The organism is Citricoccus nitrophenolicus (genome assembly GCF_047305825.1).
GTDB lineage: Bacteria > Actinomycetota > Actinomycetes > Actinomycetales > Micrococcaceae > Citricoccus > Citricoccus nitrophenolicus.
In genome coordinates, this window is the sequence record NZ_CP063070.1 from 2854431 (window position 1) to 2880052 (window position 25622).

The 25622-nt window shown below is 70.5% G+C and carries 20 protein-coding genes; 4 read left to right on the forward strand and 16 right to left on the reverse strand.

The genetic code is table 11. The features are described from left to right. Positions 1 to 39: 39 nt before the first annotated feature. Positions 40 to 546 carry a DUF2505 domain-containing protein gene (locus IMT31_RS12990; RefSeq protein WP_413543046.1) on the reverse strand — a complete coding sequence of 169 codons (507 nt, stop codon included), beginning with the start codon at positions 544 to 546 and terminating at the stop codon, positions 40 to 42. A 118-nt stretch (positions 547 to 664) separates the two neighbouring features. Here IMT31_RS12990 and mfd point away from each other — a divergent pair, with 118 nt between their 5' ends. After that, positions 665 to 4345, forward strand: a complete 3681-nt coding sequence (gene mfd, locus IMT31_RS12995) for a transcription-repair coupling factor (RefSeq protein ID WP_413543047.1) — start codon at positions 665 to 667, stop codon at positions 4343 to 4345. 140 nt (positions 4346 to 4485) lie between these two features. Here mfd and IMT31_RS13000 read toward each other — a convergent pair whose 3' ends face one another. Together IMT31_RS13000 and IMT31_RS13005 are read right to left on the reverse strand one after the other, a co-directional pair. After that, positions 4486 to 5811: an MFS transporter gene (locus IMT31_RS13000; protein WP_413543048.1), complete on the reverse strand. Its 1326-nt coding sequence runs from the start codon at positions 5809 to 5811 to the stop codon at positions 4486 to 4488. A gap of 88 nt (positions 5812 to 5899) precedes the next feature. Then, positions 5900 to 7096 carry an FAD-dependent monooxygenase gene (locus IMT31_RS13005; protein ID WP_345354812.1) on the reverse strand — a complete coding sequence of 399 codons (1197 nt, stop codon included), beginning with the start codon at positions 7094 to 7096 and terminating at the stop codon, positions 5900 to 5902. A 128-nt stretch (positions 7097 to 7224) separates the two neighbouring features. On the opposite strand from IMT31_RS13005, the gene IMT31_RS13010 reads away from it, so the two are divergent. Further along, complete coding sequence (locus IMT31_RS13010) at positions 7225 to 8385, forward strand: helix-turn-helix domain-containing protein (RefSeq protein ID WP_345354814.1); 1161 nt, start codon at positions 7225 to 7227, stop codon at positions 8383 to 8385. A 118-nt stretch (positions 8386 to 8503) separates the two neighbouring features. Here IMT31_RS13010 and IMT31_RS13015 read toward each other — a convergent pair whose 3' ends face one another. The 5 genes from IMT31_RS13015 to IMT31_RS13035 form a co-directional block, all read right to left on the reverse strand. Continuing rightward, a complete protein-coding gene (locus tag IMT31_RS13015; RefSeq protein ID WP_413543049.1) occupies positions 8504 to 9484 on the reverse strand; it encodes an acyltransferase family protein in 981 nt (326 codons plus the stop codon). 77 nt (positions 9485 to 9561) lie between these two features. Beyond that, positions 9562 to 9834: a hypothetical protein gene (locus IMT31_RS13020; RefSeq protein WP_413543050.1), complete on the reverse strand. Its 273-nt coding sequence runs from the start codon at positions 9832 to 9834 to the stop codon at positions 9562 to 9564. A 69-nt stretch (positions 9835 to 9903) separates the two neighbouring features. Next, complete coding sequence (gene deoC, locus IMT31_RS13025) at positions 9904 to 10563, reverse strand: deoxyribose-phosphate aldolase (RefSeq protein WP_413543051.1); 660 nt, start codon at positions 10561 to 10563, stop codon at positions 9904 to 9906. Positions 10564 to 10572: 9 nt separating this feature from the next. Then, positions 10573 to 12339 (reverse strand): phospho-sugar mutase, encoded by a 1767-nt coding sequence (locus IMT31_RS13030; protein ID WP_413543052.1) that lies wholly within the window; start codon positions 12337 to 12339, stop codon positions 10573 to 10575. 15 nt (positions 12340 to 12354) lie between these two features. Continuing rightward, on the reverse strand, positions 12355 to 13176 hold the full coding sequence (locus tag IMT31_RS13035; RefSeq protein WP_345354961.1) for a purine-nucleoside phosphorylase: 822 nt from the start codon (positions 13174 to 13176) through the stop codon (positions 12355 to 12357). Between the two features lie 133 nt (positions 13177 to 13309). On the opposite strand from IMT31_RS13035, the gene IMT31_RS13040 reads away from it, so the two are divergent. Continuing rightward, positions 13310 to 14722: an NAD(P)H-quinone dehydrogenase gene (locus IMT31_RS13040; protein ID WP_413543053.1), complete on the forward strand. Its 1413-nt coding sequence runs from the start codon at positions 13310 to 13312 to the stop codon at positions 14720 to 14722. A 135-nt stretch (positions 14723 to 14857) separates the two neighbouring features. Beyond that, on the forward strand, positions 14858 to 15031 hold the full coding sequence (locus tag IMT31_RS13045) for an alkaline phosphatase PhoX (RefSeq protein ID WP_345354963.1): 174 nt from the start codon (positions 14858 to 14860) through the stop codon (positions 15029 to 15031). Between the two features lie 111 nt (positions 15032 to 15142). On the opposite strand, the gene IMT31_RS13050 is transcribed toward IMT31_RS13045, so the two are convergent. The 8 genes from IMT31_RS13050 to IMT31_RS13085 form a co-directional block, all read right to left on the reverse strand. After that, positions 15143 to 16573 (reverse strand): MFS transporter, encoded by a 1431-nt coding sequence (locus tag IMT31_RS13050; RefSeq protein WP_413543054.1) that lies wholly within the window; start codon positions 16571 to 16573, stop codon positions 15143 to 15145. Positions 16574 to 16707: 134 nt separating this feature from the next. Then, the gene (locus IMT31_RS13055; protein WP_413544425.1) at positions 16708 to 17988 is read right to left on the reverse strand and encodes an alpha-hydroxy acid oxidase; all 1281 of its coding nucleotides are present in this window, start codon (positions 17986 to 17988) and stop codon (positions 16708 to 16710) included. Between the two features lie 51 nt (positions 17989 to 18039). Next, positions 18040 to 19863, reverse strand: coding sequence for an acetyl/propionyl/methylcrotonyl-CoA carboxylase subunit alpha (locus IMT31_RS13060; RefSeq protein WP_345354828.1), 1824 nt, complete (start codon positions 19861 to 19863; stop codon positions 18040 to 18042). 223 nt (positions 19864 to 20086) lie between these two features. Continuing rightward, complete coding sequence (locus IMT31_RS13065; protein WP_413543055.1) at positions 20087 to 20614, reverse strand: MFS transporter; 528 nt, start codon at positions 20612 to 20614, stop codon at positions 20087 to 20089. Next, positions 20611 to 21405: an MFS transporter gene (locus tag IMT31_RS13070; RefSeq protein WP_413543056.1), complete on the reverse strand. Its 795-nt coding sequence runs from the start codon at positions 21403 to 21405 to the stop codon at positions 20611 to 20613. Before IMT31_RS13070 ends, IMT31_RS13065 begins: the two co-directional genes overlap by 4 nt. Positions 21406 to 21582: 177 nt before the next feature. Further along, positions 21583 to 22989 carry an MFS transporter gene (locus tag IMT31_RS13075; RefSeq protein ID WP_413543057.1) on the reverse strand — a complete coding sequence of 469 codons (1407 nt, stop codon included), beginning with the start codon at positions 22987 to 22989 and terminating at the stop codon, positions 21583 to 21585. Between the two features lie 205 nt (positions 22990 to 23194). After that, a complete protein-coding gene (locus IMT31_RS13080; protein ID WP_413543058.1) occupies positions 23195 to 23887 on the reverse strand; it encodes a Maf family protein in 693 nt (230 codons plus the stop codon). Continuing rightward, positions 23884 to 25593: a DUF885 domain-containing protein gene (locus IMT31_RS13085; RefSeq protein ID WP_345354836.1), complete on the reverse strand. Its 1710-nt coding sequence runs from the start codon at positions 25591 to 25593 to the stop codon at positions 23884 to 23886. The genes IMT31_RS13080 and IMT31_RS13085 overlap by 4 nt, the downstream gene beginning before the upstream one ends. Positions 25594 to 25622 lie beyond the last annotated feature (29 nt).

The following is a 25622-nucleotide window of genomic DNA, read 5'->3' on the forward strand; positions in this document are numbered from 1 at the left end:
GGCTCCTCCGGCCGGATCGGACTGCCCGGCTCATCCGGTCTACTGCTCCAACCAGGCTGCCACCTCGCGGGCCTGACGGCCCAGCACCTTGCCGACCTTGGGTTCGGCAGCCTGGGCCAGCTTGCCGCCCACCAGGGGGATTCGGCACTCCACGGCGCCGGTCACGCGCACCTCGGAGCCGCCCTCGGTGGGCAGCAGCAGCTGCTCGGCGGTCGCGGTGGTCTTGGCGGCCGCCACGGTGACCACCAGCTGGCCGGTGCGTGAGCCGTCCGCGGCCGGGGCGGACCAGGTCTCCTGCTGCTCCAGGCTCAGCTTGTCCCCGAGGAACTTGCCGGCGAACTTCTGCACCGCATCCGGCAGGCGGTTCACGGGAACGGAACGCACCATGGTGACGGACACGGGGCCCGTCAGCTCGCCCTGGCGCTCGAACGCGACCAGCGCGCCTCCGAGGCCCTCGGTGACCTTGCGGTTGAAGGCCTCGTCCACGAGCGCCGTGAACACCTCAGCCGGCTGGTGGGAGATGGTGGTGGATTCCTTGAACGCCATGGTGGGTTCTCCTTCTTCGACTGCGTCTCGAGTGGTCCCGGGTTGGGCCGGTCGTAGCGTCTCCGCCAGCGGCGGACACCACGCGAAGAGCCTATATCGGCCAACTATGCTGGGGTGAATGACGAACCCCCACCCGCTGGCCGGGCTCTTCGGCGCCCTGCTCCAGGACCAGGCCATCGCGGCGGCCACCACCTCCGCCGCCCGCACCGGTGCGGACCGCACGGAGGACCTGGAGATCTCCCTGCCCGACGGCGCCCGGGCACCCCTGGTGGCCCTGCTCGCCGGAGCCGGTGGGGACCCTTCCGGTCTCTCCCGCCCGGCCACCCTGTTGCTGGTCACCGCCACCTCCCGCGAGTCCGAGGACCTCGCCGCTGACCTGGCCGCGTGGATGGACCCGGCGGCCGTGGCGCACTTCCCGTCCTGGGAGACCCTGCCCCACGAGCGCCTCTCGCCCCGATCGGACACTGTGGGCACCCGGCTGGCCATCCTGCGCCGGCTCGCCCACCCGGGTGAGGACGGCCTGCCCCCGCTGGCGGTGGTCACAGCACCGGTCCGCTCCGTGCTGCAGCCGATGGTCGCCGGGCTCGGGGACCTGGAGCCGGTGCGGATCTCGGTGGGGGAGGACCACGATTTCGACGCGGTGGTCCATTCCCTGGCTGAGGCGGCCTATTCGCGCGTGGACATGGTCTCCCGCCGTGGCGAGTACGCCGTGCGCGGCGGACTGCTGGATGTCTTCCCGCCCACCGAGTCCCACCCGCTGCGCATCGAGTTCTTCGGTGACGAGGTGGAACAGATGCGGTACTTCTCCGTGGCGGACCAGCGGTCCCTAGAGGACACCTCGGGAGACGGGACCGGTCACCCGAGCACCCTCTACGCCCCGCCGTGCCGCGAACTGCTGCTCACGGACTCAGTGCGCCGCCGCGCCCAGGAACTGATCCCGTCCCTGCCCGGCGCAGTGGACATGCTCGAGCGGATCAGCGAGGGCATGGCCGTGGAGGGCATGGAGTCCCTCGCTCCGATCCTGGCCGACGGCATGGTCCCCCTCGTGGACCAGTTGCCCGCCGGTTCGCTGACCGTGCTGGTGGAGCCGGAGAAGATCCGGCACCGCGCGGACGACCTGCTGAACACCAACGAGGAGTTCCTGGCGGCCGCGTGGGCCACCGCGTCCATGGGCGGGTCCGCCCCCGTGGACCTCGGGGCCGCCGCCGGATCCTCGGCCACGGGCATGGAGGGACAGGCCGGGGCCGGAGGGTTCGCCACCCTCGCCGAGACCCGCACCGCCTCCCAACAGCGCTTCCAGGGCTGGTGGCAGTTGACCAGTCTCGGCACGGACGTCGAGCTGCTGCCGGAGGCCAGCGCCCTGCGCACAGCCCTGGCCGAGCCCCAGGGCTTCTCCGGGGACGTGGACGCCATGACCGCCCACGTCGTCAGCCGGTGCCAGGACGGCTGGCAGGCCGTCGTCGCCACGGACGGTGCGGGCCCGGCCCGGCGCCTGGCGGAACTGTTCAGCGAGGCGGGGCTGCCCGCCGTGGTGGTGGACGCCGTGGGCGCCGAACCGCAGCCCGGGCAGGTGACCATCACGGCCGCCGTCGCCGGTTCCGGCTTCACCGTGCCCAGCGCGAAGGTGGCGCTGCTGACCGAGCAGGACCTCTTCGGACGCAACCGGGCCTCCGGTGCCCGGGGCGCCACCAAGACGCTCGCGCGCAAGCGCCGCAACGCCGTGGACCCGCTGGCCCTCACCGAGGGTGACCACGTGGTCCACACCCAGCACGGCATCGCCCGGTTCGTGGAGCTGCAGCGCCGCAAGGTCGCCGCCGGTTCCGTGACGGGAGGCGGTGGGGCGGACTCCTACCGCGAGTACCTGGTGCTGGAGTACGCACCGTCCAAGCGAGGTGCCCCCGGGGACCGGCTGTTCGTCCCCACGGACCAGCTGGACCAGGTCACCCGCTACGTGGGCGGGGAGACGCCGAGCCTGTCCAAGATGGGCGGCTCGGACTGGGCCTCCACCAAGTCCAAGGCGAAGAAGGCCACCAAGCAGATCGCGGGCGAACTGATCCGCCTGTACTCGGCCCGGATGGCCTCCCGCGGGCACACCTTCGCCGCGGACACCCCGTGGCAGCGCGAACTGGAGGAATCCTTCCCGTTCATCGAGACCCCGGACCAGCTGACCACCATCAACGAGGTGAAGCAGGACATGGAGGGGAGCGTGCCCATGGACCGGCTGATCTCCGGTGACGTGGGCTTCGGCAAGACCGAGGTGGCGGTGCGGGCCGCGTTCAAGGCCGTGCAGGACGGCAAACAGGTGGCCGTGCTGGTCCCCACCACGCTCCTGGCACGCCAGCACACCGAGACCTTCACTGAGCGGTTCGCGGGCTTCCCCGTCCGGATCAGGGCGTTGTCCCGGTTCCAGAAGCCCAAGGAGTCCAAGGAGACCCTGGACGGGATGGCGGATGGCTCGGTGGACGTGGTGATCGGCACCCACCGGCTGCTGTCCAAGGAGATCCAGTTCAAGGACCTGGGCCTGGTGATCGTGGACGAGGAGCAGCGCTTCGGTGTGGAGCACAAGGAGGCGCTGAAGACCATGCGCACCAACGTGGACGTGCTCTCCATGTCCGCCACCCCCATCCCGCGCACCCTGGAGATGTCCCTAACCGGCATCCGTGAGACCTCCACCTTGGCCACCGCGCCGGAGGAGCGCCATCCCGTGCTGACGTACGTGGGTCCCAAGACCAACCAACAGGTCACCGCCGCCGTCCGCCGCGAGCTGATGCGGGAGGGCCAGGTCTTCTTCGTGCACAACCGGGTCTCCTCGATCGACAAGGTGGCCGCCGAGATCCGTGAGCTGGTCCCCGAGGCCCGCGTGGTGGTGGCCCACGGCAAGATGGGTGAGGCCCGGCTGGAGCAGGTCATGGTGGACTTCTGGGAACGGAAGTTCGACGTGCTGGTCTCCACCACCATCATCGAGACCGGTCTGGACATCGCCAACGCGAACACGCTGATCATCGACCGCGCGGATGCCTACGGTCTGTCCCAGCTGCACCAGTTGCGTGGGCGCGTGGGCCGCGGCCGGGACCGGGCCTACGCCTACTTCCTGTATGACCCGGAGAAGTCCCTGAACGAGACCGCGCTGGAGCGGCTCAAGGCCGTGGCCGCGCACAACGAGCTCGGCTCGGGCATGCAGCTGGCCATGAAGGACCTCGAGATCCGCGGCGCCGGCAACCTGCTGGGCGGCGAGCAGTCCGGGCACATCGCCGGCGTGGGCTTCGATCTGTACCTGCGCATGGTCGGGGAGGCCGTGGCGGACTACAAGGGCGATCAGGACACGGCCCCGGCCGAGGTGAAGGTGGAGCTGCCCGTCAACGCCCACCTGCCCCATGACTACGTGCCGGGGGAGCGGCTGCGCCTGGAGGCCTACCGCAACCTGGCCCAGGCCAATGACGATGCTGCCGTGGACGCCGTGGTGGAGGAGCTCAAGGACCGTTACGGGGAGTTGCCGGACGCCGCCGAGAACCTCGTGGCCGTGGCTCGCTTCCGCAATGCCGCCCGCGAAGCCGGAGTCACCGAGGTCATGCTGATGGGCCAGAACGTGAAGTTCGGCCCGGCGGACCTGCCCGAGTCCCGCGAGATGCGCCTGAAGCGCATGTACAAGGGCGCCTCCGTGAAGCCGGCCCTGAAGGCCGCGATGATCCCGCGGCCCAAGACGGCCCCTGTGGGCGGCAAGGACCTGGTGGACCTGCCCCTGCTGGACTGGGCGGCCCAGGTGCTCAAGACGATCTTCCTGCCCGACCCGCCCGCCTGACGCAGGGGTGCAGACCGCCTTGTGAAGAGGGCGCTGGCACGCCGCCGGACTCTATTGATCGAGGCAAACCCACTCCGCCCCGAGCCGTTCCCACGCGAAGGGGCCGTTGCCGGCGGCAACGGCCCCTTCCTGTGGACCACTCAGGGGGCGGAAGGTTCCGCTGTCGCGGGGGTCGACGCCTGCTGCGCGGTCAGCCTCTTCTCGCGGGGGATGAGCAGGATGGCCACCAGTCCGAGGGCTGCGGCCAGCAGGAAGGCGTAGAAGTTCCACTGGAAGCTCAGGCCCGATTCGAGGATGAAGCCCACCATGAGCGGTGCCACGACTGCCCCGAGGCGGCCGACGCCCAGCGTGATGCCGACGGCCGTGCCCCGGGTCCACACCGGGAAGTAGGCAGCTGCGTAGCCGTTGACGAGGATCTGGGTGCCGATCGAGCCGAGTCCGGCCAGGGCGACGAACACGTACAGCAAGGCGGCGCCTGGCTGCAGGCTGAGCCCCACGAGGGTGATGGCGGCCGCGACGAAGGCCAGGGTCACCGCGATCCGAGAGCCGACCCGGTCCGCCAGGGCAGCTGAGGCGATGGTGCCCACGACGGCGCCGAGGTTGAGGACGAGAAGGAAGCTGATCGACGACCCGAGTGGGTACCCGGCCGAGCGCATGATCTGTGGCAGCCAGGTGTTCAGCCCGTAGACCAGCAGCAGGCCAGCGAAGGAGGCGGTTGAGAACAGCACCAGGGGACGCAGACGCCGGGGGCCAAGCAGGTAGCGGAACGCACCGGTACGCCTGGTGTCCGGGCTCGGACCGCTGGCCGCCAGTTCGATGCCATAGGTCCGGGACAAGTCCTCGGCCCGCTCGGTCTCGCCCCGCCTGACGAGGTAGCTCATGGACTCGGGAAGGTACTTCGCGATCACCGGTACGAGGAGGATTCCCGGAACGGCCCCGAAGGCGATCAGCCAGCGGAACCCCAGGGGCTGGACCAGGAAGAGCGCCAGGAGGGCGGCGAGTACTCCACCGACCGAATAGCCGACGAACATCATGGCGTTGTAGAACTGTTTCCGGTTTGCCGGAGCGTATTCGACCGTCAGGGCGATGGCCGTCGGCATGACACCGCCGAGGCCGATCCCCGCCAGCAGGCGGAGCATCCCGAACAGTTCCGGGGTGGGGGCAACGGCGCTGAGCAGGGTCATGACACTGAACCAGATAGTGCTGGTCAAAAAGACCCGGCGCCGGCCGAAGATGTCCGAGAGTGTGCCGACCAACAGGGCACCCACGAGCATGCCGAAGGTGGTGAGGCTGCCGATGATGCCCACCTCGCCGGGTCCTAGCCCCCATGCCTGGTATTCGAGAAGCACTGGGACGATGGCCCCGAAGATCATCAGGTCGTAGCCGTCGAGGACGATGACGGCAAAGCAGAGGGCGACCACGAGTAGCGGACTGCGCCGCTTCAGGGTGGCAGGAAGAGTAGTCATGACAAGCCGTTCTGGTGGAGGATGTCGGTCGCGGCAGACGAGGCGATCTGCACCTGCCGGGTCTGTCCGAACCGGGGTGGGTGGATGCTCAGGCTGCGACGACAGAGGGCTCAGGTATCTGGTCATCGGCCCTGAACGAATGGATCCAGTCCAAGTGCCGGTCGAAGGCGTCCGGGGCGGCCAGTCGTGCGTTGCGTTCCTGGGCGCGCGGGCCGTCGGGCAGGTGGAGCATCTCCCCGACGGTCACAGAGGCATCGACGACCTTGCGGGTGCGGAAGCGCCGACGCTGTTCATACTCGGTGCGGGCCCAGTCCCAGTCCGTGGACCCGGAGAGCAGGTCGGACAGGACGATGGCGTCCTCGATGGACTGGTTGGCGCCCTGGCCGTGGTGGGGCACGGTGGCATGGGCTGCGTCACCCAGCAGGGTCACCCGGTCCTGTGACCAGTGGGTGAGCGGAGGACGGTAGAACAGGGCCCACTGTTCGTGGACGGGCACGGCTGAGATCATCTCGACCACGGCCGGCGCCCAGTGCGCGAACGGCTCGATGTGCGTCTTGTCCTCGGCCGGCACCACCCAGCCCTTCTCCGCCCACGGCATGGATTCACGCTTGACGAGGAAGAAGTTCTGGTCCCCGTTGCCGATCGGGTAGTGCAGGAGATGCCCTCCTGGACCCATCCAGAACTGGATGGCCCCCGGATCCGGCAGGGAGGGCATGAGCTCCGGGGCGACGATGCCTCGGGCGGCGGTGCAGCCCGAATAGCGGGCATCGTCGTAGCCCAGCAACAGCCGCCGGGTCAGGGACTTGGCCCCGTCAGCCCCAATGACCAGGTCGGCTTCGGCCTCGTCGCCGTCCTCGAACGTCAGGCGGGCTGCGGGGCCGGCGTCGTCGATGCCGGTCAGTCGCTTGCTCAGATGCAGGCTCTCCGTCTCGAGGGCGGCGAAGAGGACGGCCTGCAGGTCTGCCCGGTGGATGCCGACGTACGGTGCGCCGTAGCGGCTGCGGTACTCCTCACGGGAGGACAGCCGGGCGATCTGTTCACCGGTCCGCCCATCACGGAAGACCAAACCGTCGACCTCGGCCCATTTCCGGCCGAGCTCCCCGGCCATGCCGAACCGGTCCTGGTAGAACCGGGTGGCATTGGCCGACAGGGCGACGGCGGCCCCGACCTCCTTGAGCACCGGGGTCTGTTCGTAGATCTGGACGTCCAGGCCCTTGCGCTGCAGGTCGATCGCAAGGGTCAGTCCGCCGATTCCCGCGCCGATGATGGCAATCCGCTTCGACATGGTTAAGGCTCCTTCTGATGTGGTTGATCTCGAGCCTATTCGGCGACTGTGATCCCAAGCACTGGTCAGATGTGCGAAGATGGAATGCTTTATTCCGACACTCTGTCCACATCTGGGGGCGTGATCTCATGTCCACGGCGGCCGGCCTGGATGATGCACTGCAGGACCTCTCGGAGGCCGTGGGGAGGCGCCTGGTAGTTCTGGACTGGGCCATGGCTGTGGTCGGCTATTCCATCCACGAGGCCGAGGGCGACCGGCGCCGGCTCTCGCTGCTGCTGGCCCATTCGGGCCGGTGGGGTCCGCCGGGGTCCCCGGGGGGTGGGTACATCCAGGCGGATTTGCCCCCGCTGGGGCGGTGCCTGCTGATCCCGCTCACGGACCATCGACGCCTGGTGGGGTACCTGCTGACCGTGGTCGAGGACGCTCCGCTCGGTGAGGAAGAGCTTCCGGTCCTGCTGCAGGGCTCCTCGGGACTGGGCGTACTGCTCTCCCTGCGGTTGCTGTACGAGGAGCACGACCGCTCTCGCGCCCGGGAGCTGCTGATCCGGGCCACCGGGCCCGATCCGGGGGAACGACGGGCGGCCGCGGAGGCCCTGGTCGCTGAGCGCCACGTGGGCGCGGCTTCGCAATACACCGCTGTGGCCATCGACGGCGACCCACGCCCCGGGCGCTCCTCGGGTCCCGCCGCGCTGGCGGTGCAGACGACGTTGGATTTCGTGGCCCAGTCATCCACGGCCTCGGTTGCGGGCACCACGCTCGATGACGGCACCGGAGTGCTGATCTTCCCGCGCCCCGTGGTCAAGGAACGCCTGGCGCGAATCCTCGTCGACCCCAAGCTCGGCGGGGCGCGCGCAGGGATCGGGCCAGTGGTCGGCCGGCTGGAGGAAGTGCGCCACTCGCTCACGCTGGCCCGCAGGGCCCTCCGGGTGACCTGGCTGGCGCCGGCCGATCACGGACTCGCGATCACCTGGGACGACGCCGGACTGGACGGGATGTTGGCGCTGCTGCCGTTGGAGCAGATGACCGTCGAAGACCTGCCCCGATCGGCACGGAAACTCCTGCTCTCGGGGCTGTCGCCGGAGATCCTGTCGACACTGCAGGCCTACCTGGACTGCGGCGGGGATGCCCAGCGCACCGCCCTCGCCCTGAACATCCATCGCTCGACGCTGTACTACCGGCTCGGGAGGGCGCGTTCCGTCCTGGACGCCGACCTGGGCGATGGTGGGCTAAGGGCCGAACTGCACATCGGCTTGCGCGTTCATGACATGCGCAAGGCCCTGGAGAGGTGAAGCCCATTCGCCGGCGCCGGAACCTCCGTTCCGGAGAACTCGTCCTCTGCCCGAACTCCATGATGGCGGCCACCACCCCGGCGGTTCATGCAGACCATTTCTGCCAGACGGCTACTTCTCAGGACTCCGACTGCCGGCGCGCCCGCCACTGAACCCACCAGCCAGGTGCCGGCACCCCGGACAGCCAGGGGGACAGGGGCGTGGCGTTGAGGGCCAGGCCCACGGCCCAGCTGATGAGCACCGTGAGGGTGAACTTGGCGCCGTCCGCGAGGATGCCGAAGTCCACCAGGGTCTGCAGGAGCCAGCCGTGGAACAGCACCACCACGGTGCCGGTCCGCACCAGGGCGTTGACCGGGCGGGTGGCGCTGCGTGCCAGCCGGTCCACCACGGTGCCGAAGACCAGCACGAAGCCGGCCGCCGTCATCGCCCCCACCACCGGGGTGATCAGGAAGTGGCCGAACCCGGAGAACTTGATGTTCAGGGGTTCCACGCCGAGCGCCACGGCCAGGAGCCCGACGGCGATGAGCGCGGACCCGATCACGGCGCGGTTCCGCTTGACCCGGGGATGGATCTCATAGCGGAACAACTCACCGGCCAGCACGAAGAACAGGCACGGCAGGGCCAGCCCGATGCCCAGCGGGGTACGGCCGATCGGCCCATCCGGCAGCATGGACAGTGCCAGGCCGAGCACGGCCACGCCCCAGGCCACCACCACGGGGAAGCGCTCGAGGATCCGCCGCAGCAGGGCCACGAAGAACAACACGGAGATGAACCAGAAGGCCCACCAGGGCGGGGTCTGGTCCGATCCGCCGTACCAGCCGTTGGCCATCAGGGGCCAGAACTCCCCGGGGGTGTCCCGGGTCCACGCCCAGGCGGCCACGCTCATGATCACGGCCCAGATCAGGTAGGGCACCGCCAGGGTCCGCCACCGGGCCTGGAGCTCGTGGACGAAGGGCCGTCCGCGGGTCCAGAAGTAGCCGGTGAGGAAGAAGAACAGCGGCATCCGCCAGATCTCCAGGTATTCGCCGCCCACCAGCCGGGGGCCGTAGGAGTGGCCGGCCACCACCGCCACGATGGAGACGATACGCAAGACGTCCACGCCGGTGTTCCGGCGTGGACGTGCTCGCTGAGGCGTGGCTGCGGGACTGTTGGCGTGGGGGATAGGGCCCCTCCGGGTCAGTGGCCCGCGCGGCGGGCGGGGGTGGCTTCCACGTGGATGGCCTCATGGTCCACCGAGTCGCTGCGGCCGAGCAGCTGCTGCGGGATGAGGTAGGTCAGCACGGCCAGGACCATGGCGATGCCGCCCGGGATCCAGACGGTCTCCAGATCCCACCAGCCCATGGCGTAGAGGCATCCGCAGAAGAGCACGAAGCACACTGCGGTCATGATCAGGTTGCCCCAGAAGCGTCCCTGGCCGGAGTGGTTCGTCGGCTTGCCGTTAACAATCACGTGTGTCTCCTCATGCGGTGGCACCGTCCGGTGCGTCGGCGGATGCCGGTGGTGCTGTGGTGCGAAAAACTAGCTGGTCTTCAGGATAGCAAGGGCGGAGCTGGCTCCGATCCGTGTGGCGCCCGCCTCGATCATCTCGAGGGCGTCCTGGCGGGTGCGGACCCCGCCGGAGGCCTTGACCCCCACCTCGGGACCCACCACCCGGCGCATCAGGGCCACGTCCGCCACGGTGGCGCCGCCGGAGGAGAACCCGGTGGAGGTCTTCACGAAGTCGGCACCGGCTGTCACGGCGGCGCTGCAGGCCAACTCCTTGGCGGCCTCGTCCAGCAGAGCGGTCTCGATGATGACCTTGAGGATCGCCCTGCCCTCATGGGCCGCCTGCGCCACGGCGCGGATGTCATCCACCAGGGCCTCTCGGTCCCCGGCCAGGGCGGCTGCGATGTTGATGACCATGTCCACCTCGTGGGCGCCGTTCGCCACGGCGTCCCGCGTCTCGCCGACCTTCGCGGCCGTGGTGGTGGCACCGAGGGGGAAGCCGATGACGGTGCACGTCAGCACGCCCGAGCCTGAGAGGGCCTCGGCCACGGTGGGCACCCACACCGGGTTGACGCACACGCTCTTCACCTGTGCCTCGGCGGCCTCGGTGCACAGGGCCAGGATGTCCTGGCGGGAGGCCTGCGGCTTGAGCAGGGTGTGGTCGATGTACTTCGCGAGCTCTGCGGTGTCCATCCGACCAGCCTAATGTCCCAGGGCCGCGCCGATGGACCCGGAGAGCTCGGCCAGGGCCTCGGCGGCGTCCGCGCGGACCCTGGGCAGCTCGGCGGCGGCGGTGACCGGACGGACCACCTCGAGATAGCACTTGAGCTTCGGCTCGGTTCCGGAGGGCCGCACGATCACCCGGGAATCGTCCGCGGAGACATACATCAGTGCGTCGGTGCCCGGCAGGCTCCGGTAGCCCTGGTCCAGGTCCACGGTCTCCACCACGGGGTGCCCCGCCAGGGTCGTCGGCGGGTCCAAGCGCAGGCGGGTCATCATGGACTCCAGCAGGGCCAGGTCGGCCACCCGCACGGAGAGCTGGCCGGTGGCGGTGACTCCGTACCGCAGGGCGATCTCGTCGAGTTCGTCCAGGAGGGTCCGGCCCTGATCGGCCAGTTCAGCGGCGAGTTCCGCCGCCACGAGTGCCGCGGTCATCCCGTCCTTGTCCCGCACCGTCTCCGGGGCGGTGCAGTACCCGAGGGCCTCCTCGTAGCCGAAACCCAGCCCCGGCACCCGGGAGATCCACTTGAACCCGGTCAGCGTGGTCTCGTGCGGCACTTCCTCCTCGGCGGCCACCCGGGACAGCAGGCGAGAGGACACCACCGAGTTGGCCACCACGCCTCCTGCCGGCCGCAGCCGGCCCATCAGATGGCGGCCCAGCAGCACACCGACCTCGTCGCCGGTGAGCATGCGCCAGTCCCCGGAGGACCCCGCCGCCCCCTCCACCGCGGGGACCGGGACCGCGAGGGCCAACCGGTCGGCGTCGGGATCGTTGGCGATCACCAGGTCCGCGCCTCGCTCGCGGGCCGCGGCGAGTGCAAGGTCCATGGCCCCAGGCTCCTCCGGGTTGGGGAAGGCGACGGTGGGGAAGGCCGGGTCCGGCTCAGCCTGTTCCGGGACGGTGTACGGCCGTTCGAATCCCGCATCCTCGAACAGGTCCGGCAGCACCGCGCTGCCGACTCCGTGCAGCGGCGTGTAGACCACGTTCAGGCGCCGGTGGGCGGTCTTCTCCGGGTGGAGCACGCGGCAGGCCGCCAGCCGGTAGGAGGCCGCGATGCCCCGGTCTGCCACGGTCCAACCGTCCTCTGCCAGCGGGATGGAGTCCAGGGGCGCCCGGTGGTCGATGCACGCGGCGATCTCCTGGTCGCTCGGCGCGGTGATCTGCGCCCCGCGGCCGGCCTCGTCCGTCATCCGCCCGCCCAGATACACCTTGTACCCGTTGTCCGTGGGCGGGTTGTGGCTGGCGGTGACCATGACACCGGCGTCCGCGCCCGTGTGCCGCACCGCGAAGGCCAGCACCGGGGTGGGCAGGGCGGAGGGCAGCAGGATCGTCTCCAGCCCCGCGGCCGTGAAGACGGCCGCCGAGTCCAGCGCGAACGTCTTGGAGCCACGGCGGGCGTCATATCCCACCACGACGCGCGGTGGGCGGCCCGCGCCGTCCAGCCGACCGAGCAGGTGGGCGGCCAGCCCGGCGGCGGTGCGTCGGACCACGGCGCGGTTCATCCGTGCCGGGCCGGGGCCCTCCTCGGCCCGCAGGCCCGCGGTGCCGAAGGCCAGGGGCCCGGCGAAGCGGGAGGCGAGGGATGCCGCGGCCGCGCCGTCCCCGTCCTGCGCGGCGGTGATCTCGGCCTCGAGGACCGCGCGGTCGTCGTCGTCAGGATCCTGGCGGGCCCATTCCGCGGCGGCGGCCATCAGCGCGGGGTCGAGGACGGTCTGCGGGGAGGGCTGCGAAGCGGAGGAGGCGTTCATACGGGGTGAATCCTTCTAGAGACGGTCGATGATGCCGGCCAACAGGGCGGAGATGCGGGGGCCGGCGTCCCGTCCGGCCTGGACCACCTCGTCATGGCTGAGGGGCTGCCCGCTGAATCCCGCTGCGGCGTTGGTCACCAGGGACATCCCGAAGACCTCGAGGCCGGCGTGCCGGGCGGCGATCGCATCCAGCGCGGTGGACATGCCCACCAGGTCCCCGCCGATGGCCTTGGCGTAGCGGACCTCCGCGGGGGTCTCGTACTGGGGGCCCGGGAATTGCGCGTAGACGCCCTCGGGCAGGCTGGAGTCCACCTCGCGGGCGATCGCCCGGATGCGCGGGGAGTACAGGTCAGTGAGGTCCACGAACTCGGCACCGACCAGCGGGGTGGCGCCGGTGAGATTGAGATGGTCGGCCACCAGGACCGGGGTGCCCGGCCCCCACTCGGGCACCAGGGAGCCACACCCGTTGGTCAGCACCACGGTCTCGGCGCCGGCGGCGGCCGCGGTGCGCACGGTGTGGGCCACCGCGCCGGCGTCCCGGTGCTCGTAGTAGTGCGTCCGCGAGCCGAAGACGAGCGCCTGACCGCCGTGTCCCGCGCCGTCTCCTCGCAGGCGGACCGATCGAACCGTCGGGTTGTGGCCCGGCACGGAAGGGGCGGCGAAGCCCGGCAGGTCGGCGGTGGACACGGTGTGGGTGGTCTCGCCGATCAGCTCGGCGGCGCCGCCCCATCCGGAGCCCAACACCACGGCGATGCGGTGCCGGGCCACGCCCGTGGCCTCGGCGATGGCCGCGGCGGCCTGACGGGCCTCGGCGAAGCCGGGGTGGTCACCGGTCAGCGGGGAGTCCTGTGAGACCTGTGAGTCCTGTGGGGTCTGGGAGGACGGCGAGGTGGGGGTGGGGGAGGTGTCAGTCACGTGCCTCAGTTTAGGGGCACCGTGTATTCGGCACACGTGGCCCCGGTGGGACAGAATGGTGCCCGTGACTTCCACCGCTCTGCACTCCCGTCCCCGTCCCTCCCTCACCATCATCGGCGGCGGCCCCGGCGGCTATGAGGCGGCCATGGTGGCCGCGAAGCTCGGGGCCCAGGTGACCATCGTCGAGTCCAAGGGCATGGGCGGTTCCGCCGTGCTGACGGATGTGGTCCCCTCCAAGACCCTGATCGCCACCGCCGACTCCATGCGTCGGGCCGGCCGGGCACCCGGGCTGGGTGTGACGCTGGGCGGGGAGCAGGCCAGGGCGGACATGCCGGTGGTCAACCGCCGGCTGCTGGATCTGGCGCTGGAGCAGTCCCGTGACATCCACCGCGCCCTGGAACGGGTCGGCGTGCGGGTCGTCATCGGCCACGGGCGCCTGGCGGGGCCCACCACCGTGGAGGCCGTCACCGAGGACGGCACCGTGACCATCGAGTCGGAGAACATCCTGCTGGCCACGGGGGCCAGCCCGCGCGAGCTGCCGACCGCCCAGCCGGACGGCGAGCGGATCTTCAACTGGACCCAGGTGTACGCCCTGACCGAGGTCCCGGAGCACCTGATCGTGGTCGGCTCCGGGGTGACCGGCGCCGAATTCGCCTCCGCCTACAACCAGCTCGGCGCCAAGGTCTCCCTCGTCTCCTCACGGGACCGGGTGCTGCCGGGCGAGGACCCGGACGCGGCTGCGGTCCTGGAGGACGCGTTCACTGAGGACGGCGTGAACGTGGTCGGCAAGACCCGCGCCGAGTCCGTGGAGCGCACGGAGAACGGCGTGCGCGTCCAACTCTCCGGCGGGCGGGTGCTCGAGGGCAGCCACTGCCTGCTGGCCGTCGGTGGCATCCCGAACACCGCGGACCTGGGCCTGGCGGAGGGCGGAGTGGAGCTGACCGAGTCCGGGCACATCGCCGTGGACGGGGTCTCCCGGACCTCCGCGCCGGGCATCTACGCCGCAGGGGACTGCACCGGGGTCTTCGCCCTGGCCTCGGTGGCCGCCATGCAGGGGCGCGTCGCCGTGGCACACCTGATGGGGGACGCGGTCAAGCCGTTCCAGCCGCACCTGGTGACCTCGAACATCTTCACCTCCCCGGAGATCGCCACCGTGGGAGTCACCGAGGCCCAGGTGGCCTCCGGAAAATACCAGGCGGACATCCTCAAACTGGACCTGGCCACCAACCCCCGGGCCAAGATGCAGAACGTCAGGCACGGCTTCGTGAAGATCTTCGCGCGCAAGGGCTCCGGCACCGTGATCGGCGGCGTGGTGGTGGCACCGCGCGCCTCCGAGCTGATCTATCCGATCGCCCTGGCGGTCAGCCACAAGCTCCACGTGGACGATCTGGCCAACACCTACACGGTCTACCCGTCCATCTCCGGGTCGATCTCCGAGGCGGCCCGTCGCCTCCACGTCTACCTCTGACACCGGGCTGCCGCCGAATCCGAGGAGGGTGGCCAGAGGACTTCGGCCACACCGGAACCCCCATGAGCGACGGCACGCCGACGCCTGCCATGCATGACGGCATGGCCGCCTTCCCGGGCCGGGACGGCATGATCAATCTGGTCCGGAACCGGAGGTGCCACGGTCCTCGGTCTCGTACACGGCTCCCCGAACACGAGTGAGCTCGCCGGCGCCACCTTCAGCCCCGACGGCCGGATCCTGTTCTTCAACGTGCAGACCCCCGGCATCACCTACGCAGTCACCGGGCCGTGGGGGAACGGCGCCCTCTGACGGCGCCGGCCGGCCGGAACGGCCTGCCGGGTGAACGACGCCGGCCCGGCGCCTACCGCGGGAATCCTGCGGTAGGTGCCGGGCCGGCGTCGTGCCTGGGGTGTCTGCGGCTCAGGCGTCCAGGCCGCGCACCGTGTCGAGGGACTTCGTCTTGGTCTCCGGCGCGATGATCAGGGAGATCAGCGTGAGCACGGAGGCGAAGGACAGGTAGTAGCCCACGTGCGCCACCGAGTAGTTCAGCACCAGCCACTGGGCCACGAACGGGGTCAGGGCAGCGCCGAGGATCGAGGACACGTTGTAGGCGATGCCCGAGCCGGTGTAGCGGGTGTTCGTGGGGAACAGCTCGGGCAGTACGGCGGACATGGGGCCGAAGGTCAGTCCCATCAGGGTCATTCCGACGATCAGGAAGAGCATCATCTGCGGGGTGTTCAGTCCCGCTCCCTGACCGATCGAGTCAGCGGAGAGCCACCAGCCGAAGGTCAGGCCGAACAGCACCAGCAGGGTGGAGATGACGATCAGGGTGGGCTTGCGGCCGAACCGGTCCGCGAGCCAGCCGGAGACCGGCACGAAGGCCGCGAAGAACAGGATGCCGATCAGCTGCAGGACCAGGAAGTCGGCGTAGGGCACGCCCAGGCCGCTCGCCTCCGGGGAGCTGATGGAGTAGGACAGGATCCACGTGGTCATCAGGTAGAAGAGCACATAGGTGGCCAGCATGATGAACGTGCCCAGGATGAGCTCGCGCCAGTTCTTCTGGAAGACCTCGCCCAGCGGTGCCTTGACGCGCTCGTCATTGTCCACGGCGCGCTGGAAGACGGGGGTCTCCTGCAGGCGGAGGCGGACGTAGAGGCCCACGGCCACCATCACCAGGGACAGCAGGAAGGGCAGGCGCCAGACCCAGGTCAGGAAGGCTCCGTCCATGTCCGGGTTGGTGGAGTCGTGGTTGAAGGCCAGGGTCAGGACGAGGAACAGGCCGTTGGCCAGCAGGAAGCCGATCGGGGCGCCGAGCTGGGGCCACATGGCGGCCCAGGCACGTTTTCCGTCCTTGGCGGTCTCGGTGGCCAGCAAGGCTGCGCCGGACCACTCGCCGCCGAGCCCCAGGCCCTGGCAGAAACGCATGATGGTCAGCAGCGCCGGGGCCCACAGCCCGATCTGGAAGTAGGTGGGCAACAGGCCGATGATGAAGGTGGCGATGCCCATGGTCAGCAGGGAGCCGATCAGGGTGGCCTTGCGGCCGATCCGGTCGCCGAAGTGGCCGAACAGGACAGAGCCGATGGGGCGGGCCACGAAGGCCGCGCCGAAGGTCGCCATCGAGGCGAGCAGGGCCGCGCCCTCGTCCCCGGCCGCGAAGAAGATCAGTGGGAAGACCGAGACCGCCGCGGTGGCGTAGACGTAGAAGTCGTAGAACTCGATCGTGGTACCCATCAGGGAGGCGAGCACAATGCGGGAGCGGGGGACACCCAGCTCAGCGGTGCCGTCTTCCTGTGCGGCGGCGTCGGCCTTCGGGCCCTGGAGGGGGCCGCCGGAAGACAGGTCTGTGGACATGGGATTGCTCCTCAGCAAGGATCATGATGACGGTTGCCGCTGACTGGTCCGGCGGCCCGTCCAGCGTAGCGGCGGCGTCCATCTGGCAAGAATGGTGTCCATATGGTGGACGTGCCTCGACAGTGGGCGGTTGGTCAGGACGTGATCCGGGCCGCGCTGGTCCCGGCATGTCCCGAGTCCGTGGTGCCCGCGGCTTGTCCCAGCCAGGGTGCCCTCACCCGACCGGAGGCCTTCAGCGATTCGACCGTGGCGGTGCCCATCAGCATCATCGCCGACTCGACCTCCCGCGCCAGCAGCTCGATGGCGCGGGCCACGCCCTGCTCACCACCCGCCATCAGCCCGTACAGGTAGGCGCGTCCGATGAGCACGAAGTCCGCCCCGAGGGCCAGCGCGGAGACGATGTCCGCGCCGGACATGATGCCGGAGTCCACGATGACCTCCGTGCCGGCCCCGGCCTCCGCGCGCACCTCACCGAGTGCCTTCAGGGACACGGGGGCGCGGTCCAGCTGACGGCCGCCGTGGTTGGAGACCACGAGGCCGTCCGCTCCGGCGTCCAGGGAGCGGCGGGTGTCCTCCGCCGTGAGAACGCCCTTGACGAACAGCCGACCGGGCCAGGCCGAGCGGATCCACTCGAGATCCGCGATGGACAGGGAGGGGTCGAACATGCTGTTGATGATGGTCGGCAGGTCTGCGGCGGTATGGCTCAGGGAGGCGAACTTCAGCGGGTCAGTGGTCAGGAAGTTGAACCACCACTCCGGACGGTAGGAGGCATCCAGAACGGTGCGCAGCGTGAGCTGGGGTGGGATGGTCATGCCGTTGCGCACGTCCCGCAGGCGCTGGCCCGCCACAGGGGTGTCCACGGTGACGAGCAGGGTGTCGTATCCGGAGGCCTCGGCCCTGCGCAGCAGGTCCAGCGACCGCTCCCGGTCCTTCCACAGGTACAGCTGGAACCAGCGGCGCCCGGCCCCGGAGACCGCTGCGACGTCCTCCAGCGAGCGGGTTCCCATGGTGGACAGGCTGAAGGGGATCCCGGCCGCGGCGGCAGCGGCGGCTCCGCCGTCCTCACCCTCGGCGTGCATGAAGCGGGTGAAGCCCGTGGGGGCTACTCCGAAGGGCAACGCCGAGACCCCGCCCGCGATCGTGGTGGACAGGTCCGCAGCCGGCGTGGAGTGCAGGATCCGCGGCAGCAGCTCCGTGGACTCGAAGGCCTCCCGGGTGCGCCGGGCCGTCAGCTCGGAGCCGGCGGCGCCGTCCACGTAGTCGAACGCAGCGCGCGGGGTGCGGCGCTGCGCGATCCGGCGCAGGTCCCAAAGGTCGGCCGCCGAGGCCAGTCGCGCCGCGCGGCGGTCCGCCGTGGGCGGCCGGAGGCGCATCAGGGGCAGCAACTCGGATGGCTGGGGCAGACGGCGGGTCAGCCGGGGCACGGGGGCTCTCCTCTGGATCGGCGGGTTCGGCGACTCGGCGAGTCAGTCGGAGATGACGGCGATCGGCGCGCCGGCCGTGACGGTGGCCCCCGGCTCGGCCAGGAGCTCGGTGACCGTGCCGGACTGGTGCGCGGTCAGTGGCTGCTCCATCTTCATGGCCTCCAACACCACGATCAGGTCTCCCTCCGCCACGGTGTCCCCGGCCGAGACGGCGACCTTGACGATGGTTCCCTGCATCGGCGAGGTGAGGGTGTCACCGCTGGCCCCGGTGGCGGTGGCGCCGCGTGAGCCGCGGGACTTGCGCTTGCGCCCACCGGACTTGGCGCTCGTGGCCACCGTGGAGATGGCCCCCAGGATGGCGGGCAGCGTGACCTCCACGCGTTTGCCGTTGACCTCCACGGTCACAGATCGGCGGTCGCCGTGATCCGCCTCGGTGGCGGCCTCGGCATCGGCCGCACCGGCGAAGGGAGTGATCGTGTTCTCGAAGCCGGTCTCGATCCAACGGGTATGCACGGTGAAGGGCGTCCCGTCCACCGGGGCGAACGCGGGATCGGACACCACGGCCCGGTGGAACGGCAGCACGGTGGGCATCCCCGCCACCTGCATCTCGGCCAGCGCGCGCCGGGAACGCTCCAGGGCCTGCTCACGGGTGGATCCGGTGACGATCAGCTTGGCCACCATGGAGTCAAAGGCGCCGGTGATGGTCTCGCCCTCCTCCACGCCGACGTCCACACGCACGCCCGGCCCGGAGGGCAGGCGGAAGCGGCTCAGGGTGCCGGGTGAGGGCATGAAGTTCCGCCCCGGGTCCTCGCCGTTGATGCGGAACTCGAAGGAGTGCCCGCGGACCTCCGGGTCGCCATAGCCGAGCAGCTCGCCCCGGGCGATCCGGAACTGCTCGCGGACCAGGTCCAGCCCCGTGACCTCCTCCGAGACAGGGTGCTCCACCTGCAGACGGGTGTTGACCTCCAGGAAGGAGATGGTGCCGTCCGCGCCCACGAGGAACTCGCAGGTCCCGGCGCCCACGTAACCGGCCTGGCGAAGGATGTCCTTGGAGGAGTCGTAGAGCCGTCGCTGCTGGTCGGCCGTCAGGAACGGGGCGGGGGCCTCTTCCACGAGCTTCTGGTTGCGGCGCTGCAGTGAGCAGTCGCGGGTGGAGACCACCACCACGGTCCCTGCGGCGTCTGCCAGGCACTGGGTCTCCACGTGGCGCGGTGCATCCAGGAAGCGTTCCACGAAGCACTCGCCCCGGCCGAAGGCCGCCGTGGCCTCGCGGACCGCGGACTCGTACAGCTCCGGGATCTCCTCGCGGGTCCGGGCCACCTTGATGCCGCGCCCACCGCCGCCGTGGGCGGCCTTGATGGCCAGCGGCAGTCCGTGGGCGTCGGCGAAGTCCACGACCTCCTCGGCGGAGGCCACCGGGTCCGCGGTGCCCGGGACCAGGGGTGCCCCGACCTGCTGGGCCAGGTGCCGGGCGGAGACCTTGTCCCCGAGCTGCTCGATCGCCTCGGGCGGCGGACCGATCCAGACCAGCCCGGCCGCCTGGACGGCGCGGGCGAAGTCGGCATTCTCGGAGAGGAAGCCGTAGCCGGGGTGCACGGCGTCCGCCCCCGAGGTCTCCGCGGCGGCCAGGACCTTGTCCACCATGAGGTAGGAGTCAGCGGCGGAGGCACCGCCCAGGGAGATGGCATCGTCGGCCATGCGCACATGCAGCGACTCGCGGTCGGGCTCGGCGTAGACGGCCACGGCGCTCAGCCCCTCGTCATGGGCAGCGCGGATCACCCGGACGGCGATCTCCCCGCGGTTGGCCACGAGTACCCGCGAGAACGGTCGGGGTGTGGTCGTGGCGTTCGGCGTCGGGTGGGACATCTGAGAGGGACTCCTTCGCGAGCAGGGTGCAGGCGGACTGCGGTCAGGACGGGCTCGGCCGTGGGTTGGACCGCGGACCGTGGGGCGAACCCACTTGCCGAGCCTAGACGTGACCGTGGGTTTCCTACAGGATCCGGGGCCTTTTCCCTGCGCCGCGGGTCAGAGGTTGTAGGAAGTCCACAAATCTATCCGACTTCTCGAGCCTCCGTGACGGCGGGCTGCCTCAGCTGGCCATGGAATCCCGCGGCAGACCGGCCTCGGCCTGATGCCTTGAGGACGTCTGGGCGCGGCGGCGCGTCACCACGGCGAAGACCATGATCGCCAGCCCCACCACCGTCAGTCCGGCCCCGAGCAGGGCGGGCGAGCGGTAGCCGAGGCCGGCGTCCACCACCACGGCACCGAGGATGGCGCCCAGGGCGTTGGCGAAGTTGAAGGCGGCATGGTTCATGGCAGCGCTCACCGACGGGGCGTCGCCGCTCTCCCGCAGCAGCCGGACCTGGAGCGCCGTGGTGAACAATGATCCGGCGACCCCGAGCAGCAGCACGCAGGCCACCGCCACGGCCGGCACCTGCGCCAGGGCGGCCAGGACCAGCAGCACGATCCCGAGGGAGGAGATCCCCAGCAGCGCCGAGCGTTCGATCGAGCGGTCCACCAGCGGTCCCGCGATCAACGAGCCGACCGTCATCCCGATCCCGTAGCAGGCCAGGACCCAGGGGATGACGGACTCCGGCAGGCCGGTCACCTCGGTCATGGTCGGAGATGAACGTGTAGACGGCGAACATGCCGCCGAATCCGATCGAGCCGGCCACCAGGGTGACGATGACCTGTGGCCGCTTGAGCGTGGCCAGTTCCCGGCGGATGGAGGGGGCCTGCGCCGGGGCGCTGCGGGGGCACCAGCCCCAGGACTGCCACCAGGGTCACCACCCCGATCAGGGCGACCAGCCCGTAGGCGGTGCGCCAGCCGAACTGGGCACCCAGTGCGGCTGCGGCGGGCACCCCGATGATGTTGGAGACCGTCAGACCGAGCATCACCCGGGCCATGGCGGTGGCCCGCCGGTGCGGGGAGACCAGTGTGGAGGCCACCACGGCGCCGATGCCGAGGAAGGCGCCGTGGGGCAGCCCGGTCAGGAAGCGCGAGGCCAGCATGACCGGCAGGCTGGGGGCCAGGGTGGAGCCGATGCTGCCGACCACGAAGATCAGGGCCAGGACCAGCAGGAGCCGCTTGCGTTCCATCCGGGCCGTCAGGGCGGCGATCAGCGGTGCTCCGACCACCACGCCGATCGCGTAGAGGGAGACCGCGTGGCTGGCCTCGGTGATGGAGGAGTCGAATCCGGCGGCGATGTAGGGCAGCAGGCCCATCGTCGCGAACTCGGCGGTGCCGATGCCGAAGGCCCCGATGGCCAGGGAGAAGATCGCCAGCCGCGCCGTACGCCGTGGCACCAGCGCGGCAGGAGTGGGGGGCGGCGTCGGCTCCGCCGGGGGGAGCGCGGTGCCGTGGGCGGCGCCGGTGGCTGGCACCTCGCTGGTGCGGGTCACGGTCATGGCGGACTCCTGGTGGGGACTGATCGGTCAAGGGGCTCAGACGCGAAGGAGGGCGACGAAGAATCGTCGCCCTCCTTGGCTCAGCGGGGTGGCCCGCCGTTCCTCCACGCTAGACCGATCTCCAGTGCAGATGCACGTGGATAGGGGGCCGAACGGCTGTGAGAATGAGCACTGCCGTCAGGCCATGGATGCGGGCAGGCGCGAGGCGGCCAGGGCCCCCAGCAGTAGCCCGACGCCGGCCAGAACGGTCGCCACCAGGAACGGGTCGCCCGCGTGCAGTGCCGGCGCGAAGCCGATGCCCACGCAGACGGCCACCCCGCCGGCGCCGCCGAGTTGGTCGGCGGCGCGCTGAACGCCCGAGGCGGTCCCGGCATCGTCCTCGGTCACGCCGCTGACAGCGATGTACTGCAGGCCCACCACGCCGAAGCCCATGCCTGCGGCGATCAACAGCATCGCCGGGACCATCGCCGCCGCGCCCGCACCCAGGGCGGCCACCAGGGCGATCAGACCCATCGCGATCCCGGTGAACGCCAGTCCCGTCAGTACGCACGCCCGCGCGCCCCACCGGCCCAGCAGCCGGGGCACGAGCATGGAGCAGGCGATCAGGGCGAGGGCCAGCGGCAGCATTGTCACCCCGGCGACCAGGGGACCGAGGCCGAGGCGATCTTGCAGGTAGAACGTGAACAGCAGGAACGAGGTGGACAGTGCGCCACTGAGCAGCATGGTGGTCAGGTTCGCCCCCACCCGGGCGCGGTTCGCGAAGAAGCCCAGCGGCAGCAGGGGGTGGCGGGAGCGGGACTCGACCCGGACGAAGCCCAGCCCAGCTGCCACAGCCCCGGCCAGGGCCGTGGGGGCGAGCCATACCGGCGTGCCCGGCTCTCCCGCCTCGACCACCCCGAGGGTGAACAGCAGGGGACAGGCTGTCAGCAGCAGGGCCCCGGGCACATCCAGTGGAGCGGAGCGGGCGCACACCGGCCGGTCCCGCTCCACGAGGAAGACGCCGGCCAACAGCACCACCAGGATGAAGGGCACCGAGACCAGAAAGATCCAGCGCCATCCGAGGTGGGCGGTGATGACCCCGGACAGCACGAACCCGAGGACGAGCCCGCAGCTGGCCACGGCGGCCCACACGCCCAGCGCCCGGGACCGGCGGGGTCCCTCGGGGAACATCAGCACGATGGTCGCCATTGCGGCGGGCAGCGCGATCGCCTCGCCGGCGCCCTGCAGCAGACGGGCCAGGACCAACACCGTGAAGTTCGGGGCCAGGCCGGCCAGCAGGGACGCGGCACCGAACACGGCCGTGCCGGTCAGTAGTGTGCGGCGCCGTCCCAGCAGATCGCCCAGGCGGCCGCCCAGCATGAGGAGCCCACCACCGGTGATGGTGTATCCCACCACCACCCAGGTCAGGGCATGGGGGGCCGCGCCGAAGTCTGCGCCGATCGAGGGCAGGGCGATGTTGACCACGGTCACGTCGACTGCAATGAAGAACTGCAGCATGGACATGGCGCACAGCACCAGCCGGGCGCGCGCCGGGGACGGTTTGCCGCCCCGTGAGGGAAGAAGGGACTGAAGGGTTGATAACACCAGGTACTCCGTTGCAGAAGAAGTTCCCGGGCAGCATGAGCAATGCCGCCTCGGTCTGACGACGAAGCGGCTGGGCGCGATGAGAAGTGGTCGTGAAGAGCCTGTGGAACGCCCCGCCGCTAGCGGGACACCCGGGTCACTGCGGCGCAGGAGGCCGCGAAAGCTGCTGACATGCAGCCCACCGTATCAGCTGACGTGGCCCGGGTCAGCTCTGCCAGAGGGCCGTCAGGGAGACACCCAGGTCCGCGAGCAGGGTGCGCAGCGTGGACACGGACAGGCCGATCACCGCGTTCGGGTCGCCGTCCACGGACTCCACGAAGGCTGCCCCGCGGCCGTCGATCGTGAAGGCCCCAGCGCACTGCAGCGGTTCTCCGGTGGCCACATAGGCGGCCGCGTCCACCTCCTCCACCTCCGCGAAGGTCACTGAGGCGCTGGACAGGGCCCCGGCGGCCGGGCGGGAGATGGCCGCGCCGCCACGGGTGTCCACCACCCAGTGCCCGGTGTGGAGCCGGCCCGTACGGCCGGACTGCATCCGCCACCGCTCGAGCGCCACCTCGGGCTCCCAGGGCTTGCCGTAGGCCACGCCGTCCAGCTCGAACACCGAGTCGCAGCCCACCACCAGGGCCCCGGCCGCCTCCGCGTGGACCGCTACGTCCTCGGCCTTGGCACGGGCCAACAACTCCGCCGTCTCGGCCGGTCCGGCCAGGGGATTGGCGGCGGCGATGGCGTCCTCGTCCACGTCGGAGACCAGCACGGTGAACGGGATGCCGGCTGCCTCCAGGATGCGGGCGCGGGACGGGGAGGCCGAGGCCAGGACGAGGCGAGGTGCCGCGGGAGTCCCGGCGCCGCCGTCGGGCCCCTCCTGCTCCGCCCGCCCCGCCTGCTGCTCGGCGCTCACGCGAGCGCCGCCCGCAGGGTGTCCAGTCCCATGGATCCCAGCCGCAGGGCACGCGTGTGGAAGGCCTTGAGGTCGAACGCACGGCCCTCGGAGGCGGCACGGGAGGCGTGCTCGGTGCGGATCTGCTCCCAGATACGCTGACCCACCTTGTAGGCCGGGGCCTGTCCGGGCCAACCGAGGTACCGGACGAACTCGAAGCGCACCTGACCGGGGGTGTCATTGAGATGCTTCTCCAGGAACGCGAAGCCCTGCTCCGGGGTCCACACCCCGCCGCCCTCGGACTCCGGGGCCTCGAAGCCGCAGTGCACGCCGATGTCAAACACCACCCGAGCCGCGCGCATCCGTTGGGCGTCCAGCATGCCCAGGTGGTCGCCCGGGTCCGTCAGGTAGCCGAACTCCTCCATCAGCTGCTCGGCGTACAGGGCCCAGCCCTCCCCGTGTCCGGAGGTCCACAGGGCGTTGCGGCGCCAGTCGTTGAGCTGGTCCGAGGCCAGCATGGCGGTGCCGATCTGCAGGTGGTGACCGGGCACGCCCTCGTGGTAGACGGTGGTCTTCTGCTCCCAGGTGGTGAAGGAGTCCTCGCCCGGCGGCACGGACCACCACATGCGCCCGGGCCGGGAGAAGTCCTCTGAGGGGCCCGTGTAGTAGACCCCTCCCTCCTGCGTGGGGGCGATCATGCACTCCACCCGGTCCATGGGCGCCGGGATCTCGAAGTAGCGGGTCATGGACTCCAGGGCCTCGTCCGTGATGCCCTGCATCCACTGGCGCAGGGCGTCGGTGCCCTGCAGCCGGCGGGCGGGATCGCTGTTGAGCGCCTCACGGGCCTGCTCGATGCTCGCGCCGGGCCTGATCCGCTCCGCGTCCTCGCGCTGCGCCTCGATGATCCGGGCGAGCTCCTGCTGGCCCCAGGCGTAGGTCTCCTCCAGATCCACGGTGGCGCCGAGGAACTCCTGTGAGTACAGCTGGTACAGGTCCTTGCCCACCGCGTCCCGCTCCGGGGCGATGCCCCGCAGGTCCTCCCGCAGGAAGGAGGCGAGCTCGCGGTAGGACTCACCCGCGCGCTGCGCCTGGGCCTCCAGCTCGGTCATCAGGGAGGAGGGCACGACGCCGGCCGCGGCCGCGCGCTCGACGAGGCCTGGGAAGAAGCCCCCCGGGGCGGAATGCGCCTCCGCCTGCTCGATGACGGCGTCGATCTGGCGGCGGGCCGCGACCTGGCCTTCGTCCCGCGAGGCACGCAGGGAGGCGGCATAGCCGGCCAGGGCGTCCGGGAGACGGGCCAGCCGGCCGGTGATGTGAGCCCAGTCCTGTTCGGTCTCCGTGGGCATCAGATCGAAGATGCCGCGGATCTCCTGGGCTGCGGAGGCCAGATTGTTCAGCTCGGTGCGGCCCGTGGCGTGGAGACGGCGCTCCAGGCCGACGCGTTCGCGCAGTGCCGCCGCGGTGACCCGGTCCACCTCGTCGGCTGGCTCGAGCCGCTCGAGGTCTGCGAGCAGCCTCCTGTTGAGGTTGTCATCCTCCGCCGTCCCAGCGGGGGAGTAGTCCGAGTACTCGGTCTCCCGGCCGGGGTGGCCCAGCGCGGTGGCCTCCTCGGGGTGCAGGGCGAGGGTGTCCGCGAAGTAGCGGTTGGCCAACTCGTCGATCGCGCTGGGCTGGCGGGCATCGTGGGGCGAGGTCGGCTGGGTGTGACCGGCGGTGGGATCGCTCATGTCAGCACCCTATCTGGTGACCCATGCGT

Coding starts and splice junctions, on each gene's coding strand:
- IMT31_RS13005 (WP_345354812.1), bottom strand. CDS start 7,096: ATGTCGAAGCGGATTGCCATCATCGGCGCGGGAATCGGCGGACTGACC.
- IMT31_RS13070 (WP_413543056.1), bottom strand. CDS start 21,405: ATGACCGTGACCCGCACCAGCGAGGTGCCAGCCACCGGCGCCGCCCAC.
- IMT31_RS13050 (WP_413543054.1), bottom strand. CDS start 16,573: ATGTCCACAGACCTGTCTTCCGGCGGCCCCCTCCAGGGCCCGAAGGCC.
- IMT31_RS13040 (WP_413543053.1), top strand. CDS start 13,310: ATGGTGCCCGTGACTTCCACCGCTCTGCACTCCCGTCCCCGTCCCTCC.
- IMT31_RS13010 (WP_345354814.1), top strand. CDS start 7,225: ATGTCCACGGCGGCCGGCCTGGATGATGCACTGCAGGACCTCTCGGAG.
- IMT31_RS13000 (WP_413543048.1), bottom strand. CDS start 5,811: ATGACTACTCTTCCTGCCACCCTGAAGCGGCGCAGTCCGCTACTCGTG.
- IMT31_RS12990 (WP_413543046.1), bottom strand. CDS start 546: ATGGCGTTCAAGGAATCCACCACCATCTCCCACCAGCCGGCTGAGGTG.
- mfd (WP_413543047.1), top strand. CDS start 665: ATGACGAACCCCCACCCGCTGGCCGGGCTCTTCGGCGCCCTGCTCCAG.
- IMT31_RS13030 (WP_413543052.1), bottom strand. CDS start 12,339: ATGAACGCCTCCTCCGCTTCGCAGCCCTCCCCGCAGACCGTCCTCGAC.
- deoC (WP_413543051.1), bottom strand. CDS start 10,563: ATGGACACCGCAGAGCTCGCGAAGTACATCGACCACACCCTGCTCAAG.
- IMT31_RS13065 (WP_413543055.1), bottom strand. CDS start 20,614: ATGACCGAGGTGACCGGCCTGCCGGAGTCCGTCATCCCCTGGGTCCTG.
- IMT31_RS13060 (WP_345354828.1), bottom strand. CDS start 19,863: ATGTCCCACCCGACGCCGAACGCCACGACCACACCCCGACCGTTCTCG.
- IMT31_RS13085 (WP_345354836.1), bottom strand. CDS start 25,593: ATGAGCGATCCCACCGCCGGTCACACCCAGCCGACCTCGCCCCACGAT.